Source organism: Planotetraspora silvatica, assembly GCF_016863315.1.
Taxonomy (GTDB): domain Bacteria; phylum Actinomycetota; class Actinomycetes; order Streptosporangiales; family Streptosporangiaceae; genus Planotetraspora; species Planotetraspora silvatica.
Map to the genome: position 1 here is coordinate 450675 of NZ_BOOQ01000002.1, position 16642 is coordinate 467316.

Here is a 16642-nt window from a genome sequence, read left to right on the forward strand (position 1 = left end):
CGCCCCGGTCAGACCGGCGGCCGCGGCACGCCGCGCATGGCGTCCCACACCCGGGAGGGGGTGAGCGGCATGTCGGCGTGGCGGATGCCGAAGGGTTTGAGCGCGTCGACGACCGCGTTGACGATCGCGGGTGGAGAGCCGACCGTGGCGGACTCCCCGACGCCCTTCGCGCCGATCGGGTGATGCGGCGACGGCGTCACGGTGAAGCCGGTCTCCCAGTCGGGGACCTCGAGAGCCGTCGGGATGAGGTAGTCCATCAGGGATCCGCCCAGGCAGTTGCCGTCCTCGTCGAACGCGATCATCTCCATGAGCGCCATGCCCACGCCGTCGGTCAGCCCGCGGTGCACCTGCCCCTCGATGATCATCGGATTGATGCGCGTGCCGCAGTCGTCGACCGCGACGAACCGCCGGACCTTGACCTGGGCGGTGCCCGGGTCGATGTCGACGACGCAGATGTAGGCCCCGTGCGGGTAGGTGAGGTTCTCGGGGTTGTAGCAGATCTGCGCCTCGAGCCCGCCCTCGATCCCTTCCGGCAGGTCGCCCGCACCATGCGCTCTCATCGCGATGTCCTGGATGGTGACGGACTTCTCCGGGTCGCCCTTGACGTGGAAGGCGCCCTTCACCCACTCGAGGTCGGCGACCGACACCTCCAGCATGCCCGAGGCGATGATGCGCGCCTTGTCGCGCACCTTGCGGGCAACCAGGGCGGCCGCCGCGCCGGACACGGGCGTCGACCGGCTGCCGTAGGTGCCGAGCCCGAAGGGCGTCTGGTCGGTGTCGCCGTGCACGACGTCGATGTCGGCGGGCGGGATGCCGATCTCCTCCGCGACGATCTGCGCGAACGTCGTCTCGTGCCCCTGGCCCTGCGACTGCACCGAGAGCCGGACGACCGCCTTGCCGGTCGGATGCACCCGGAGCTCGCATCCGTCGGCCATGCCGAGGCCCAGGATGTCCATGTCCTTGCGGGGACCCGCCCCGACCGCCTCGGTGAAGAAGGCGACGCCGATCCCCATCAGCTCGCCGCGGGCACGCCGTTCCGCCTGCTCCTTGCGCAGGTCGTCGTAGCCCGCGATCTCCAGCGCCTTGCGCATGGTGGGCTCGTAGTCACCGGAGTCGTACAGCCAGCCGGTCTTCGTCCGGTACGGGAACTGCTCGGGCTGGATGAAGTTCTTGATGCGAAGCTCGACCGGGTCCATCTTGAGCTCGTACGCCAGGCAGTCGACGATGCGCTCGACGAGGTAGACCGCCTCGGTGATCCGGAACGAGCACGCGTAGGCCACGCCGCCCGGCGCCTTGTTGGTGTAGACCGCGGTCATCTTGCAGTACGCGGCCTGCAGGTCGTAGCTGCCGGTGAACACGCCGAAGAACCCGGCGGGGTACTTGACCGGCGCCGCGACGCCGTTGAACGCGCCGTGGTCGGCCAGCACGTTGGTGCGGACGGCCAGGATCCTGCCGTCCCTGGTGGCCGCGATCTCGCCCCGCATGATGTAGTCGCGGGCGAAGCCCGTGCTCGTGAGGTTCTCCGATCGGTCCTCCATCCACTTCACCGGCTTGCCCGTGACGATCGATCCCACGATCGCGCAGACGTAGCCGGGATAGATCGGGACCTTGCCGCCGAAGCCGCCGCCGATGTCGGGTGAAATGACCCTGATCTTGTGCTCGGGCAGGCCGGCGACGATCGCGTACAGCGTCCGGTGAGCGTGCGGCGCCTGACTCGTGGACCACAACGTCAGCCGGCTGTCGATCCGGTCGTAGTCGGCGACGCAACCGCACGTCTCCATGGGGGCCGGGTGCACGCGGGGATAGACGATGTCCTCGCTCACGACGACGTCCGCGCTCGCGAACACCGCCTCGGTGGCCGCCTCGTCGCCGGTCTCCCAGTCGAAGATGTGGTTGTTCCGCTTGCCGTCCAGATCGTCGCGGATGACGGGGGCGCTCGGATCGAGGGCCTTGCGGACGTCGACCACCGGATCGAGCACGTCGTACTCGACGTCGATCAACTCGAGCGCGTCGCGCGCCGCGTAGCGGTCCTCCGCCACGACGAACGCGACCTCCTGCCCCTGGAAACGCACCTTGTCCGTCGCGAGCACGGCCTGCACGTCACCCGACAACGTCGGCATCCACGCCAGCCCCAAGCCCGTCAGCGTGGCTCCGGTGACGACCGCCTTGACCTTCGGATGCGCCTCGGCCGCGCTGGTGTCGATGCTCACGATCCTCGCGTGCGCGACGGGGGACCGCAGGATCGCGCAGTGCAGCATGCCCGGCAGTTGCACGTCGTCGACGTAGCGGCCCTTGCCGCGGATGAACCTCGGGTCCTCCTTGCGGAGCATCCGGCCGTGGCCGACCGGCTTGTGGTCGTTGTTCTCGAATCCGGCCGGCCGTTCGTCGGTGGTGGTCATGAGGCACCTCCAGCGGGTGAGTTCGCCTCGTGCGCGGCGGCCCATCTCACCGAGCGGACGATGGTGGCGTACCCCGTGCACCGGCAGATCTGGCCGGAGATCGCCTCACGGATCTCCCCCTCCGACGGGTCCGGATTGCGGTCCAGCAGGGCTCGGGCCGTCATCATCATGCCGGGCGTGCAGAACCCGCACTGCAGGCCGTGGCACTCCATGAACCCGCGCTGCACCGGATCGAGTTCGCCGCCCCGCTCCAGATCCTCGACCGTGCGCACCTCGTGACCGCCGGCCATCGCGGCGAGCACGGTGCACGACTTGACCGGCTCCCCGTCGAGCCACACCACGCACGTGCCGCAGTTGCTCGTGTCGCATCCCCAGTGGGTGCCGGTCAGGCCCAGATGGTCGCGCAGGAAGTGCACGAGGAGCAGCCGGCCCTCGATCTCCCTGGTGACTTCCTCACCGTTGACGATCATGGATACCTGCATGCCAGCCCCTCTCGTTGATCCGGACGACGGATCGGCGCAGGGCGCGCCTGGTGAGTTCCTCGGCGAGGTGCCGCTTGTACTCGGCGCTGCCGCGCATGTCGGTGACCGGGCTGCAGTTCTCGGCCGCGAGGGCTCCCGCCTGTTTGTAGAGCTCCTCCGAGGGCTCCCTGCCGCGCAGGGCGTCCGACACCGCCGGCAGCCCCGCCGTGTTCGGCCCGACCGCCGCGAGACCCACCCGCGCGTCGGCGATCAGCCCGCCGTCGAGCCACACCGCGGCGCCCGCGGACACGATCGCCCAGTCCCCCGCGCGGCGCTCGACCTTCTCGTACGCGCTGGACCCGCTGGGCCGTACCGGGATGCGGATCTCGACGAGCATCTCGGCGTCCTCGACGGCGGTCTCGTACGGCCCGCGGTAGAACTCCTCCATCGTCACGACCCGCTCCCCCGAGCCGCCCCGGATGACGCAGTTCGCCCCGAGGGTGGTGCACACGGCCGACAGGTCCTCGGACGGGTCGGCCTGGCACAGCGAACCGCCCAGGGTGCCGCGGTTGCGGACGACCGGATCGGCGATGACGCGCTCGGCGTCACGGAAGATGGGGAAGACCTCGGCCAGCTCGCCGGACTCCAGCAGCTCCCTGTGCCGGGTCATCGCCCCGATGCGGACCTCGTCCGGCTCCACCCGGATGTATCCGAGCTCGCCGTGGAGGTCGTTGATGTCGATCAGGTACTCCGGGCTCGCCAGCCGGAGCTTCATCATGGGGAGCAGACTGTGGCCGCCCGCGACGAGCCGGGCCGAGCCTCCCAGCCGCTCCAGCAGGCCGATGGCGTGATCGACGCTGGTCGCGCGCTCGTACTCCACCGGCGCGGGAACCTGCATGGCGGACCCCCTTGACTTGTGGGTGGTCGGCCAAGTGGACCCCTGCCCGGCGGCACTGTCAACGGCCACCTAAGGATTCACTTAATCCACCGCTCCCCCGTGAGCCGCCGGAATCGCCACCTCTGGACGGGGGCCGATCGGGGACCGGCCTTCGGCCGTCCCATGGCTATCCTCATGACGGTGACAGGCGTCGATGCCGGATTCATCCGCGACATTCGCGTGGACACACGGCAGATCCACCAGGGTTATCCCTTCAACCTGCCCGTGGTGGCCTGGCTGGCCCGATCGCGCAGCCTGGAGATGTCCCCCACGGTCACGTTCCTGGTCGGCGAGAACGGCTCGGGCAAGTCGACCCTCGTGGAGGCTCTCGCGGTCGCCTGCGGCTTCAACGCGGAGGGCGGCTCGCAGTCCTTCACGTTCGCGACGCGGGCCAGCGAGTCATCTCTCGCCGGCCATCTCGTCATCAGCTGGAGACTGAGGAAACCCCGAACCGGATACTTCCTGCGCGCCGAGTCCTACTACAACGTCGCGACAGAGATAGAGCGCCTCGACGAGATCGGACCTGTGCCGCTTCTGCCGGCGTACGGGGGTGTCTCACCACATGAGCGTTCCCACGGGGAGTCGTTCCTCGACCTGGTCACACACCGCTTCGGGCCACAGGGCCTGTACATCCTGGACGAGCCGGAGGCCGCGCTCTCGGTACGTGGCTGCATGGCCGTACTCGCCAGGATCGACGCCCTGGTCCGCCAGGGCTCCCAGTTCGTCATCGCCACGCATTCGCCGATCCTGCTCGCACTGCCCGGCGCCACGATCCTGCACTTGAACGACGACGGCATCGCCCCCGTCGCCTACGATGACGCGCTACCCGTCACCCTGACACGCGACTTCCTCGCCGCCCCCGATCGCTATCTCCGTCACCTGCTCACCGAATAGCCCTCGCCGTGAATGGCCGGCTTCATCAAGGCACGGTGACATTCCAGAACCCGGGACCCTGACCGCAGGGCTCGGTTCCTGACGTACGGCCTCGCTCCGTGCATGATCACGAACAGCGTCGCCGCAGGTCGATGGCCGTTTTCCCGAAAGCGTGCATGATCACGGCGGAGGAAGCGCCTGGTCGGAGGCCCGATCCACGAACCTGTGCATGATCACGGCACATGGGGAATGGCGGGGGGTGAATCGGTAATGGCTCGATGGTAATGGTTTTTGACGCATATGAGATGGGCGCATATGGGATAGGCCACTACGAGGCGGCAGCCCGAGTGACGGATCGTACATAAAGACATAATTCAGTCGCGCGGAGGAATTCGGCCCGCCATGCACGCGATCCGACAAGAAACCTTCTCAATACACACGTCCGCCCAGCTCAACCGGCCCGTACGGCAAGGCCTCCCCCGCCTCTCACCTCTCATCGAATAGCCCCGCACCTAAAGGGTTGACATGGCCAATTTCGGGTGTAACCATCGCGAAAATAGTGCAGAAATATGAAAATGGATTCGAGTTACTCGAATGAAGAGCGGGCGGAAATCCTCGAGTGTCGACAAGGCCTTCGAGCTCATCAATGCCGTGTCGGAAGCCGGCCAGGCCGGCGTCTCGCTGGGTGAGCTCGCGGGCCAGGCCGGCATCGCGGTCAGCACGGCGCACCGGTACGTGACGTCGCTGCTCGAGCTGGGCGTGCTCGACCGCGACGCGGCGGGCTCGTACCACCTGGGCGTCACTCTGATCACGCTGGCCGGTCAGTATCTCGAGGAGGACGGCCTGCGCGCGGCGGCCCGGCCGTACCTGGTCGAGCTGGTCGAGCTGAGCGGCGAGACCGTCCATCTGGGCGTGCCGGTCGGCAACCAGATCGTCTACGTCGACAAGGTCGAGAGCGCCAAGTCGGTCCGGCTGGTCTCCCGGATCGGCAGCCGGTCCCCCCTGCACTGCACCGCGATGGGCAAGGCCGTCCTCTCGCTGGACGACCGGCGGGCCGAGGAGATCCTGGTCGGCCCACTGGACCGGCGCACCCCGAAAACGCTCACGGGCGACGCGCTGCTCGCCGAGCTCCGCGTCGTGCGCGACCGCGGCTACGCGATCGACGACGAGGAGAACGAGGAGGGCGTGCGCTGCGTGGGGCTGCCCATCATGAACGCCTCTGGCCAGCCCGTCGGCGCCTTCAGCGTCTCCGCGCCCGCCAACCGGTTCAGCCTCGACGACTGCCACCGCCTGGCGCCGACCGCGCTCGCCATGGCCGCCGACATCAGCCGCCGGATCGGTTACGTGATCCCCCGGCGCGCCCGAGCAGACGCCAGAACACCCAACGGACGAGACAGCACACTCATCTGAGGAGTCGACCAGGATGTCCCAATCGTCAGCGGGGCCGGCCATGACCGTCCGCAATCCCGGCACGGGAAGAGCACTCGGGGAAGTGGAGGCCATGACCCCGGAGGCGGTGGCCAGGATCGTCGACGACGCCCAGGAGGGGCAGCGTTCGATGGCCGCCATGCCCGCCCACCAGCGGGCCGGCCTCTTGCGCCGGGTGGCCGACCTGATCGAGGCCGAGCAGGAGGGCCTCGCCACGTTGCTCGCCGAGGAGAACGGCAAGCCGGTGCAGCAGACGAGGGGCGAGGTCGAGGCCGCGATCCGGATCTTCCGGGGATACGCGGGAGAGGCCACCCGGCTGTTCGGCCGCCAGATCCCGCTCGACGCCGTGCCGGGCCTGGAACGCCACTTGGCGGTGACCATGCGGGAGCCGCTGGGCGTCGTGGCGGCGCTCGTGCCGTTCAACTACCCCGTCGAGCTCTACGCGCACAAGGCGGCCGCGGCGCTCGCGGCCGGGAACGCCGTCGTCGTCCAGCCCCCCGCGCACTGCCCGCTCGCGCTGATCCGGGTGGCCGAGCTCGTGGAGCAGGCGGGCGCGCCTCCCTACGCCCACCAGCTCGCCACCGGCCGGGTGGAGGTGTCCCAGACTCTGGCGGAGCTGCCCGGCATCGCGGCGGTGAGCCTCACCGGCAGCACCAACGCCGGCCGCGAGATCGCCCGCAGGGCGGCGGGCACGCTGAAGAAGGTCCTCCTCGAACTCGGCGGCAACGACGCGCTCATCGTCTGCGACGACGCCGACGTCGACGAGGCCGCCCAGGCGGTGGTGCTCGGCCGGCTCGCCCGCGGCAACGGCCAGATCTGCTGCGCGGTCAAGCGGGTCTACGCGCAGGACGGCGTGCACGACGCCTTCGTCGCCTCTCTGCTCGCGCAGACGGCGAAGCTCACGGTGGGAGACCAGTTGCTGGAGTCGACCGACGTCGGTCCCCTGATCACCGAGGAGGCGGCCGAGCGCGTGGAGGCCGCCGTGGGCAGGCTCGTCGAGGACGGCGCCCGTCTGGTCGCGGGAGGTGCTAGACGCGGGGCGTTCGTCAACCCCTCCGTGCTGGTGGACGTCCCGGCGGCCAGCCCGGCGTTCGCCGAGGAGATCTTCGGCCCGGTCGCGCCGGTCGCCAGGTTCGGCGACCCCGCCGAGGCGGTGCGGATGGCCAACGAGTCGCCGTACGGCCTGCACGCCGCGGTGTTCACGCGGGACGTCTCCCGGGCGTTCACCCTGGCCAGGCATCTCGACGTCGGCGGCGTGGTCATCAACGGCTCGACCGCGCTGCGCGCGGAGAACCTGCCGTTCGGCGGCACCAAGGACACCGGGGGTTACCGCGAGGGCCTGCACGAGACGGTCCTCGACTTCACCCGCCAGAAGACGGTGCTCGTGATGGAGGCGTTCGGATGACCCTCGAGCTCCGCGGCGTGCGCAAGGACTACGGCGGCGTCGAGGTGCTGCACGGGGTCGACCTCGTGGGGCGTCCCGGTGAGGTGCTCGCCGTGGTCGGCGCGAACGGAGCCGGCAAGTCCACCCTCATCAAGATCCTTTCCGGGGCGCAGTCCATGAGCGCCGGCGAGATGCGGATCGACGGCGAGGCGGCGGAGTTCCGGTCTCCGCACGACGCGCACGCGCGCGGCATCCGCACCGTCTACCAGGAGCTCTCCATCGTCCCCGGCCTCTCGGTCACCGAGAACCTGCTGATGGGGAACTTCCCGAAGCGGCGGGGGCTCATCGACTGGGCGGCCGCGCACGCCCGCGCGAGGGAACTGCTGGAGAGCATCGGTTTCGGCGCGATCGACCCGCGCACCCTCGCGGGCCGGTTGTCGGTGGCCAGGCAGCAGATGGTGGAGATCGCGAAGGCGCTGGTCAGCGAGCCCAGGGTGCTGGTGCTCGACGAGCCCTCCGCCGTCCTCGCGGGAAGCGACCTCGAGTCGCTGTTCGCGCTCGTCCGGCGGCTCCGCGAGCGTGGAGTGCTCGTGATCTACGTCTCCCACCGGCTGGCCGAGGTGATGGAGCTGGCCACGTCCATCGTCGTCGTCAAGGACGGCCGCGTGATCGCGACGACCGAGCCCGCGCGGACCAGCGAGAGCGAGCTCATCGGTCTCATGGCGGGGCGGCGTCTGGAGCAGATCTACCCCGACCGACGCGCCGAGCCGGGCGAGGTGAGGCTGAGCGTCCACGGTCTCACCCGCCGGGGCGAGTTCGAGGACGTCTCCTTCGCCCTGCGCGCCGGGGAGATCGTGGGATTGTTCGGCCTGGTCGGCTCCGGCCGCAGCGAGCTGGCCAGGTGCGTGTTCGGCGCCGAGCCCGCGACGTCCGGGCAGGTCAAGGTCGCGGGTGGAGACGTGCGGTTCCGCGCGCCGTCCGACGCGATCGCGGCCGGGCTCGCGCTGGTGACCGAGGACCGCAAGCGCACGGGCCTGGTCGGCGGCATGAGCGTGCTGGACAACATCGGCCTCACCACGATGTACGGCATGCGGCGCGGCCCGCTGATCGACGCCGCGCGGCGGCGCGAGCGGGTCGGGGAGATGATCGATCGGCTGAGCATCCAGCCGGCCCACTGCGCCTCGATGCGCGTCGTCAACCTCAGCGGCGGCAACCAGCAGAAGGCCGTCCTGGCCAAGTGGCTGCTGGCCGAGCCGCGGGTGCTCATCCTCGACGAGCCGACGCGGGGCGTGGACATGTCGACGCGGATCGCGATCTACCGCATGATCGACGATCTCGCCCGCGACGGCCTCGCCGTCCTGCTCATCTCCTCCGACCTCACCGAGGTGCTGGGCGCCACCGACCGGATCCTCGTGATGAACCAGGGCCGCGTCACCGGCGAGCTGCGCTCGGACCGGACCACCGAGGACGAGATCCTCGCGCACGCGATTGGACAGGCCGCATGACCGGGCAGCTCACCGAGCCGGCGCCGACCACGACCGATCCCCGGGGCCGCAGGGTCCCCCGATTGGTGGTGGGCGGACGGGACGTCACGATGGCGGCGGCGTTCATCACGCTCATCGCCGTGCTCGTCCTGGTGGCGGCGCTCACCGCCGACACCTTCCTCACCCCGACCAACCTCACCAACCTGCTCAAGCAGATGGTCACCACCGGCCTGCTGTCGTTCGGCATGCTCGTCGTCATCCTCACCGGCGGCATCGACCTGTCGGTGGGCTCGATCGTGGCGTTCTCCGGCATCGTCACCGCCGGCCTCGTCTCCGGCCTGCCGATCCCGGTGGCCATGGCGGTGGGCGTCGTGTCCGGCATCGGCTTCGGCCTGGTCAACGGCGCGCTGATCGCCAGGTTCGAGCTGGCGCCGTTCGTCGTCACGCTGGCCGCGCTGACCACGATCCGGGGGCTCGCCTTCGTCTACTCCGAGGTGCCCATCGCGCCCGAGGACCCGGGGTTCTTCACGCTCGGATCGGCGACGCTGGGGCCCGTTCCGGTGAGCACGCTCATCATGCTGGCCGTCTTCCTGGTCGGGGGCGTCTTCCTGACCCGCACTCCCCCGGGCCGCTCCATCGTGGCGATCGGCGGCAACGCCGAGACCGTACGGCTCGCCGGCATCAACGTGCGCAGGCACGTGGTGCTGGCCTACACCATCAGCGGCGCGTGCGCCGGGCTCGCGGGCGTGGTCCTGGCGAGCCGGGTGGGCATCGCCCAGCCGAGCGTCGGGGTGGCGTTCGAGCTCGACGCGATCGCCGCCTGCGTCATCGGCGGCGCGAGCCTGGCGGGCGGACGCGGCTCGGTGCGCGCCACGTTCGGCGGCGTGCTCGTCCTCGTCCTGATCAACAACCTGCTCAACCTGTACGGCGTGCAGAGCTTCTGGCAACAGGTGCTCAAGGGACTGATCATCATCGCCGTCATCCTTGTCCAGCGCACCAACCGGGTGCGCTCCTGATAAGTCACCACCAATGGGAGGCCCCTACATGAATGGGAAGAAACTCAGCGGTCTACTGGTCGCCGGCGTCCTCGCCGCCGGGCTGGCCGGCTGCTCATCCGGGTCGGACGACACCGCCACGGCGGGCGGCGACGGCTCCTACACGATCGGCGTGGCCAACTTCACGCTGGGCGGGCCCTACTTCAGCGGCATGGACAAGGCGATCGCCGCGGAGGCCAAGAAGAAGGGCAAGATCGAGGTCATCAGCACCGACGCCAACGGGGACGCGGCCAAGCTCGCCTCCAACGTCGAGGACCTGCTGAGCAAGAACGTCGACGCGGTGATCATCTCCGGCGGCCCGCTGGAGTCGGCGCCCGCGGCGCTCAACGCGATCAAGACGGCGGGCAAGCCGGTGGTCCTGGTGGACCGCAAGTTCCAGACCGGCGAGTACACGAGCTGGATCGGCCCGGACAACGAGGCGATCGGACGGCAGAACGGGGAGTTCCTGGCGCAGAAACTGCCCGACGGAGGCAAGGTCGCCATCATCAAGGGCGGCCCCGCCGACAACAGCATCGGCCTGGCCCGCACGAACGGCGTCAAGTCGGTGCTCCAGAGCAAGACGGGCATCACCCTGGTCGAGGCCCCCGACTTCGGCAACTGGGGATCCGACGGCGGGCTGACCGTGATGGAGAGCCTGCTGGCGACCGACTCCGACCTGAAGGCCGTGTTCTGCGAGAACGACGCGATGTGCCTGGGCGCCCAGCGCGCGATCGCGGACGCCGGCAAGTCGGACCAGATCATCATCGCCGGCGTGGACGGGCAGGCCGAGGCGCTCAAGGCGATCCTCGACGGCACCAACTACCTCGTGACCGGCCTCAACGACGCCGACGTCATCGGCGCGATGGGACTCGACCGCGCGGTCGAGATCCTCGGCGGCGCCCAGGTCGAGAAGGACACCGTGGTGCCCTCCCCGATGATCACCAAGGAGAACGCGGCCAAGTACCAGAACCCCGACGGAAGTTTCTGACGATCAGCCCGCGGTCAGGTGGCGTGCGGCGACGCCACCCCCGACCGGCCACACGACGCCTCCGGCGTCACGCAGGAGCGACGCTCCCCGACCGAAGGGCAGCACCATGCGAAGGAAAGCCAGGAGGGTCGTGCGCGCGACGACCTTCGCCGCGATCGCCTCCACCGTCATCAGCCTCGCGACGTTCGCCGCGGGCGTCCCCGCCTCGGCCGACGACCCCACCCGCCCGGGATGGACCCTCCTCTACTCGGAGGACTTCTCCGCACCGCTCACCGGCGCGAACGCCCCGTGGGTCAAGGAGACCTACAGCCAGCCGTTCGACACGATCATGGACGACTCGGGGCTGTGGTACCAGAACGACTACGGCCCGGCGTGGAACACCGCCTTCAACTCCTTCGCGACCTACCGCAAGGAGTTCACCGTCGGCCAGAACGGCTGGCTGACGGCCTCGTTGTCGGCCCGCGACTTCAACAAGGACGGCGTGCTCGAATCACCGCCGTCGATCACCACCCAGGCACTGGGGTCCGAACACGTCGCGGTGCTCAACGTGCCGGAGTCCACCGGCGGCGCCATCTTCCGGCCCACCAACAAGCTGCCCGAGCAGTACCGCATCGAGTACAAGCTCAAGACCCTCGACTTCGGCGGCAAGCGCAACGGCACCATCAACTACGGCGGCCGGGTCAACGGGTACTCCACCGCAGGCTGCAAGACCCAGCATCCCTGGGGTGAGGGCTCGCGGTCACCCGGCTGGACCGGCGACGCGTCCGTGCCCTACTGCGAATGGCAGAACGTCAGGGAGGGGAACTACGGCTACAACGGCTACCACTTCCTGTCGATCGTCGACTTCGCCAACCCCGCGCCGCGGAACAACCACTTCTGGCACTACCACCGCAAGGTGCTGATGGACGCCTTCTCCCAGCACCCCGACCGGGTGGGGACCGGCACCGGCGGCCGGGTCTGCAACTCGGCGAACAACACGTACTACAACTACCGCGACAGCAGCTTCAACACGGTCAACATGTGGATCAGCGGGCTGCCCAACTGGACCCCCGGCCCCGGCGGCCTGGCCGGCAACTCCCAGTGGTTCATGACGAGCTGCTCGGGCGGCGTCGCCGAGCAGCAACTGTCGTCGGCCGCCGAGCTGCAGCCCGAGCTCATGCCGAACCAGTTCTACACGTTCGCGATCGAGCGGGACGCCACCGGCTACACGCTGGAGGCCAGCGGGAACTTCGCCCGCGCGGGGCAGAAGACGTTGCGCTTCCACCGGAACTTCATCGTCGGCAACGACCCGATCTGGCACTACAACGTCAAGCCGGGCGAGTACGACGGCAGGTACAACGCGAGCCTGGTGCAGAACGACGCCCACGGCGGCACGACGTGGCCGAACCAGTGGCCGGCCGGGTCGCAGTACCCCGACTACTTCGTCATCGGCGACCTGTACACCAACGTCTACGAGGGCAGCGCGAGCCTGACCGACATCCGGCTCTACGTCCCCCAGCAGGCGAGCACCACGAACCTCGCGCTGAACAGGCCCGCCACCGCGGACAGCCAGTGCGCGGCCGCCGAGAGCCCGGCCAAGGCGGTCAACGGCAGCTGGACGGGCGGCACGTCCGACAAGTGGTGCTCGCTGGGCACGAGCAAGTGGCTGCGGGTCGACCTGCAGTCCACCACCAAGGTGGGGCGGCTGGTCGTGCGCCACTCGGGTGCGGGCGGTGAGAAGACGAGCTGGAACACCCGCGACTTCGACCTCCAGACCAGTGTCAACGGCACGACCTGGACGACGGTGGCGACGGTGCGCGGCAACACCTCGAATGTCACCACCCACACGTTCACTCCGCTCGACGCCCGGTACGTGCGGGTCAACGTGATCACACCGACCAGCGACTCCGACAAGGCCGCCCGGATCTTCGAACTGGAGGCCTACGCCTCCTGACGGCCGTACGGCGCATGAGAAAGGGCACCGGCGCATCGCACCGGTGCCCTTCCTCATGTCCTCCAGCGGCGGCCGCACGTCCTCCGGAGCCCGTACGGCCGGCCGTTCAATCTTGCGCCTTGCCTCCGGCAAGCCGGCTGATCATGAGAGCGACCAGGATGATGGCGCCGTAGACGAGGTTCCTCCACTCGCCGGGGACACCCTTGAGGGTCAGGATGTTCTCGACCAGGCCGATGACGAGGACACCGGTGAGGGCGCCGAGGATGGTGCCCTTGCCGCCGTCCATGCTGACTCCGCCGATGACGGCGGCGGCGAAGACCATGAAGATCCAGCCGTCGCCCTGGTTGGCGCTGATGCCGCCGAGCCTGCCGGTCTCCAGCATTCCCGCCACCGCCGCGAGGGTGCCGGAGATCACGAAGACCACCCAGGTCACCCGCTCGACCCGGATGCCCGCCGCCCGTGCCGCGTCGGCGTTGCCGCCGATGGCGTACAGCGCCCGGCCGGTGCGGAAGAAGCGGAGCACGACGATGCCGGCCGCGAACAGCACCGCGGTGATCCAGATGGCCGCGGGGATGCCCAGCCAGGTGGCGCTGCCGAGGTAGAGGAACGACGGGGGCAGGGCGAACAGGCTCTTGCCTCCGGTGATGCCGGTCTGGAGGCCGCGGACGACGATCAGCATCGCCAGCGTGACGATGAACGCCGACAACTGGAAACGCAGAATCAGGAAGCCGTTGAACGCGCCGACCGCGGCCCCGATCAGCAGGCACAGCGGGATCGCCAGCGCGACGGGCACCCCCAGGCCGAAGCCGCCCGCCGACGTCGGGATGACCAGCATCACCGCGAGGGCCGGGGCCAGGCCGACGGTCGACTCCAGCGAGAGGTCGAACTTGCCCGCGATGAGGACCAGCGCCTCGGCGAGCACGACCAGCGCGAGCGCCGACTGCTGCTGGAGCACGTTGGTCAGGTTGCCCGTGGTCATGAAGACCGGATCGGCGAAGGAGCCGACGATCAGCAGCAAGATGATAACCGGGACCAGCGTGAGGTCCCTGAACCTGCCGAGCTTCAGACCCGTCCCGCGTGACCTGACGGCCAGGGAGTCGGGCACGGCCGATTCGGTCATGAGTCGATACCTTCCATTGCCGCCACGAGATCGTTCTCACTCCAGCCTCGTGGCACGTCCTTGACCACCTTGCCGTGGAACATGACCAGCACCCGGTCACAGATCCGAAGGTCGTCCAGCTCGTCGGAGACCAGCAGGACGCCCGTTCCCCCGGCCGTCGCGTCCTCGACCGCGCCAAGCAGCGACTGCTTGGCCTTGACGTCGACGCCGGCGGTGGGGTTGATCACCACGAGCGCCGCCGGGCTGTCGGCCAGCGCGCGCGCGAGCACGACCTTCTGGGCGTTGCCGCCGGACAGGTCGCCGACCGGCTGGTCCGGCCCGGTGGTCTTGATGTCCAGATCCTGGATCATCGTCGTGGCCCGGGCCTTGCGGCGCTCTCCGGAGATCATGCCGAACCTGCCCAGCTTGTGGGCGATGGGCATGGTCGCGTTCTCCGCGATCGACAGCAGCGGCACGAAACCCTCGTGGTGACGGTCCTGCGGGACGAACCCGAGGCCCGCCTTCAACGCGGCGGACACGTCTCCGGGGCGGATCGCCGTCCCGTTGACCGTGACGTCGCCGCCGTCCGGCTTGCGGAGCCCGACCAGCGTCTCCGCCAGGCCGACCTTCCCGCTGCTGCCGGAGCCCGCCAGCCCGACGATCTCTCCCGAGCGCACGGCGAGGTCGACGTCCTCGTAGCGGTCCTTCAACCGCAGGCCGGACGCCGAGAGCACGACCTTCGCCGCGCCGTCGATCTCCCGGGCCTTGGACTCGTACGCCTGGGTCTCCTCGCCGGTCATCGCCTTGACCAGCTCGTCGTGCGGGAGATCGGCCACCGGGGCGGTGACGACGTGCCGGGCGTCGCGGAAGACCGTGACGCTCTGGCAGACCTGGTAGACCTCCTCCAGGTGGTGCGAGATGAACATCATCGTCACGCCCTGGTTGCGCAGGTCGCGCATCCGCTCGAAGAGCCGCTCGATGGCCGGGCCGTCGAGCTGGGCCGTGGGCTCGTCGAGGATGATGAACCTCGCGCCGAAGGACAGCGCCCTGGCGATCTCCACCAGTTGGCGTTCCTCGACGTTGAGGTCTCCCGCGAGGGAGTCGGCGTCCACCGCCACGCCGTACTGGTCGAGCAGTTGCCGGGCGCGGGCGCGCAGGGCGCGCCAGTTGATCGGACCGCGCTCGGTCTGCCGGTTGATGAAGAGGTTCTCGGCGACGGTCAGGGAGGGGATGATCGTCGACTTCTGGTACACACACGCCACGCGGCGACGCCAGGCGTCCCTGTCGGTCAGCGGCGGCGACGGCTCACCGGCGAAGAGGACTTCGCCGAGGTCGGGGCGCTGGAGCCCGGTCAGGATGGAGACAAGGGTCGACTTGCCTGCGCCGTTCCGGCCGACCAGCGCGTGCGTCTCACCGGGGGCGATCACGATTCCGGCGTCGTTGAGGGCGACGGTGGGGCCGAAGCGCTTGGTGATGCCACGCGCTTCGACCGCCGCCGTTTCAGTAACTGTCATTACTTGACCTGGTTGCCCCAGAGCGCGGGGTCGTCCACGTTGTCCTTGGTCACGAGCGGAGCCGGAAGCTGGTCCTCCAGGCCGTTGGGCAGCTGGATGATCGTGCTGTCGTGGTCCGTCGGGCCGGGCTGGAAGGTCTTGCCCTCGACCGCGGCCTTGGCGTAGAAGAGCGCGTACTTGGCGTACAGGTCGGCCGGCTGCGACACGGTGGCGTCGATCGAGCCGTCACGGATCGCGGCGAACTCCTGCGGGATGCCGTCATTGGAGATGACGAAGATGTGCTTGGGGTCCGTCGGCGGGACGATCAGGTTCTTGGCCTTCAGCACCTGCAGGGTCGGGGCCAGGTGCACACCGCCCGCGTGCATGTAGATGCCCTTGATGTCGGGGTTCTGCTCGAGGCGGGTCTGGAGCATGGACGCGGCCTTGGTGCCGTCCCACTCCGTCGGCTCCTCGAAGACGGTGATTCCGGGGAACTTGGTCTTCATGCACTCGCGGAACGCCTCGGCGCGGTCACGGCCGTTGATCGAGGACAGCGCGCCCATGAGCTCGACGATCTTGCCCTTGCCGCCCAGCTTGTCGCCGAGGAACTCGCACGCCTTCTGGCCGTACGCCCGGTTGTCGGCGCGGACGACCATGTAGACCTTGCCGGTGTCCGGGCGGGTGTCCACCGAGACGACGGGGATCTTCTTGCTCTCGAGCGACTGCAGGGTCGAGGCGATCGCGCCGGTGTCCTGCGGAGCCATCACGATGGCCTTGGCGCCCTGGCTGACGAGCGCCTGGGTGTTCGCCACGACCTTGGCGATGTCGTTCTGCGAGTTGGTCGGCGGCATCAGGTCGACGCCGAGTTCCTTGCCCATCTCCGGAACGTACTTGTTGTAGGAGTTCCAGAAGTCGGAGTCGGCCCGGGGGAAGTCGACACCGACCTTTCCGCCGGCGGCCGCGGTCGAACCGCCGCCCGTCGCCGTCGAGTTGTCCGAGGTGGAACCGCAGGCGGCGAGCGCGAGCGCGAGGGCGGCGACGCCCGCGGCGCTGAGGAAATGTTTCATGCCATTTGGCCTTTCATGACGTGGGGGGTAGAAGGCGAGGACACGAGGTGCCCCCGCCCGCG

13 protein-coding genes are annotated in these 16642 nt (G+C 69.1%); 7 read left to right on the forward strand and 6 right to left on the reverse strand.

Going from position 1 to position 16642, the window contains the following annotated elements:
* Positions 1–8: 8 nt before the first annotated feature.
* From Psi02_RS02370 to Psi02_RS02380, 3 genes are read right to left on the reverse strand one after another with little or no spacing between them, the layout of a single operon-like run.
* On the reverse strand, positions 9–2399 hold the full coding sequence (locus Psi02_RS02370; RefSeq protein WP_203971267.1) for an aerobic carbon-monoxide dehydrogenase large subunit: 2391 nt from the start codon (positions 2397–2399) through the stop codon (positions 9–11).
* Entirely contained in the window at positions 2396–2881 is a 486-nt protein-coding gene (locus Psi02_RS02375) for a (2Fe-2S)-binding protein (RefSeq protein WP_203971269.1), read from the reverse strand. The genes Psi02_RS02370 and Psi02_RS02375 overlap by 4 nt, the downstream gene beginning before the upstream one ends.
* Positions 2853–3758, reverse strand: coding sequence for an FAD binding domain-containing protein (locus Psi02_RS02380; RefSeq protein ID WP_203971271.1), 906 nt, complete (start codon positions 3756–3758; stop codon positions 2853–2855). Before Psi02_RS02380 ends, Psi02_RS02375 begins: the two co-directional genes overlap by 29 nt.
* Before the next feature lie 180 nt (positions 3759–3938).
* Here Psi02_RS02380 and Psi02_RS02385 point away from each other — a divergent pair, with 180 nt between their 5' ends.
* From Psi02_RS02385 to Psi02_RS02415, 7 genes are all read left to right on the forward strand, one after another.
* Positions 3939–4691, forward strand: a complete 753-nt coding sequence (locus Psi02_RS02385; RefSeq protein ID WP_239094535.1) for an AAA family ATPase — start codon at positions 3939–3941, stop codon at positions 4689–4691.
* 573 nt (positions 4692–5264) lie between these two features.
* Positions 5265–6080, forward strand: coding sequence for an IclR family transcriptional regulator (locus tag Psi02_RS02390; protein ID WP_203971275.1), 816 nt, complete (start codon positions 5265–5267; stop codon positions 6078–6080).
* A gap of 13 nt (positions 6081–6093) precedes the next feature.
* Positions 6094–7503, forward strand: a complete 1410-nt coding sequence (locus tag Psi02_RS02395; protein WP_203971276.1) for an aldehyde dehydrogenase family protein — start codon at positions 6094–6096, stop codon at positions 7501–7503.
* On the forward strand, positions 7500–8987 hold the full coding sequence (locus Psi02_RS02400; RefSeq protein WP_203971278.1) for a sugar ABC transporter ATP-binding protein: 1488 nt from the start codon (positions 7500–7502) through the stop codon (positions 8985–8987). The genes Psi02_RS02395 and Psi02_RS02400 overlap by 4 nt, the downstream gene beginning before the upstream one ends.
* Positions 8984–9982, forward strand: coding sequence for an ABC transporter permease (locus Psi02_RS02405; protein ID WP_203971280.1), 999 nt, complete (start codon positions 8984–8986; stop codon positions 9980–9982). Before Psi02_RS02400 ends, Psi02_RS02405 begins: the two co-directional genes overlap by 4 nt.
* Positions 9983–10010: 28 nt before the next feature.
* On the forward strand, positions 10011–10988 hold the full coding sequence (locus tag Psi02_RS02410; RefSeq protein ID WP_203971282.1) for a substrate-binding domain-containing protein: 978 nt from the start codon (positions 10011–10013) through the stop codon (positions 10986–10988).
* Positions 10989–11118: 130 nt separating this feature from the next.
* Positions 11119–12921 carry a discoidin domain-containing protein gene (locus tag Psi02_RS02415; protein ID WP_203971284.1) on the forward strand — a complete coding sequence of 601 codons (1803 nt, stop codon included), beginning with the start codon at positions 11119–11121 and terminating at the stop codon, positions 12919–12921.
* A gap of 106 nt (positions 12922–13027) precedes the next feature.
* Here Psi02_RS02415 and Psi02_RS02420 read toward each other — a convergent pair whose 3' ends face one another.
* Genes Psi02_RS02420 through Psi02_RS02430 form a run of 3 tightly spaced genes read right to left on the reverse strand, consistent with a single transcriptional unit; the run spans position 13028 to position 16580 of the window.
* The gene (locus Psi02_RS02420) at positions 13028–14041 is read right to left on the reverse strand and encodes an ABC transporter permease (protein WP_203951136.1); all 1014 of its coding nucleotides are present in this window, start codon (positions 14039–14041) and stop codon (positions 13028–13030) included.
* A complete protein-coding gene (locus Psi02_RS02425) occupies positions 14038–15534 on the reverse strand; it encodes a sugar ABC transporter ATP-binding protein (RefSeq protein ID WP_203971286.1) in 1497 nt (498 codons plus the stop codon). The genes Psi02_RS02420 and Psi02_RS02425 overlap by 4 nt, the downstream gene beginning before the upstream one ends.
* Positions 15534–16580, reverse strand: a complete 1047-nt coding sequence (locus Psi02_RS02430; RefSeq protein WP_203971288.1) for a sugar ABC transporter substrate-binding protein — start codon at positions 16578–16580, stop codon at positions 15534–15536. The genes Psi02_RS02425 and Psi02_RS02430 overlap by 1 nt, the downstream gene beginning before the upstream one ends.
* Positions 16581–16642 lie beyond the last annotated feature (62 nt).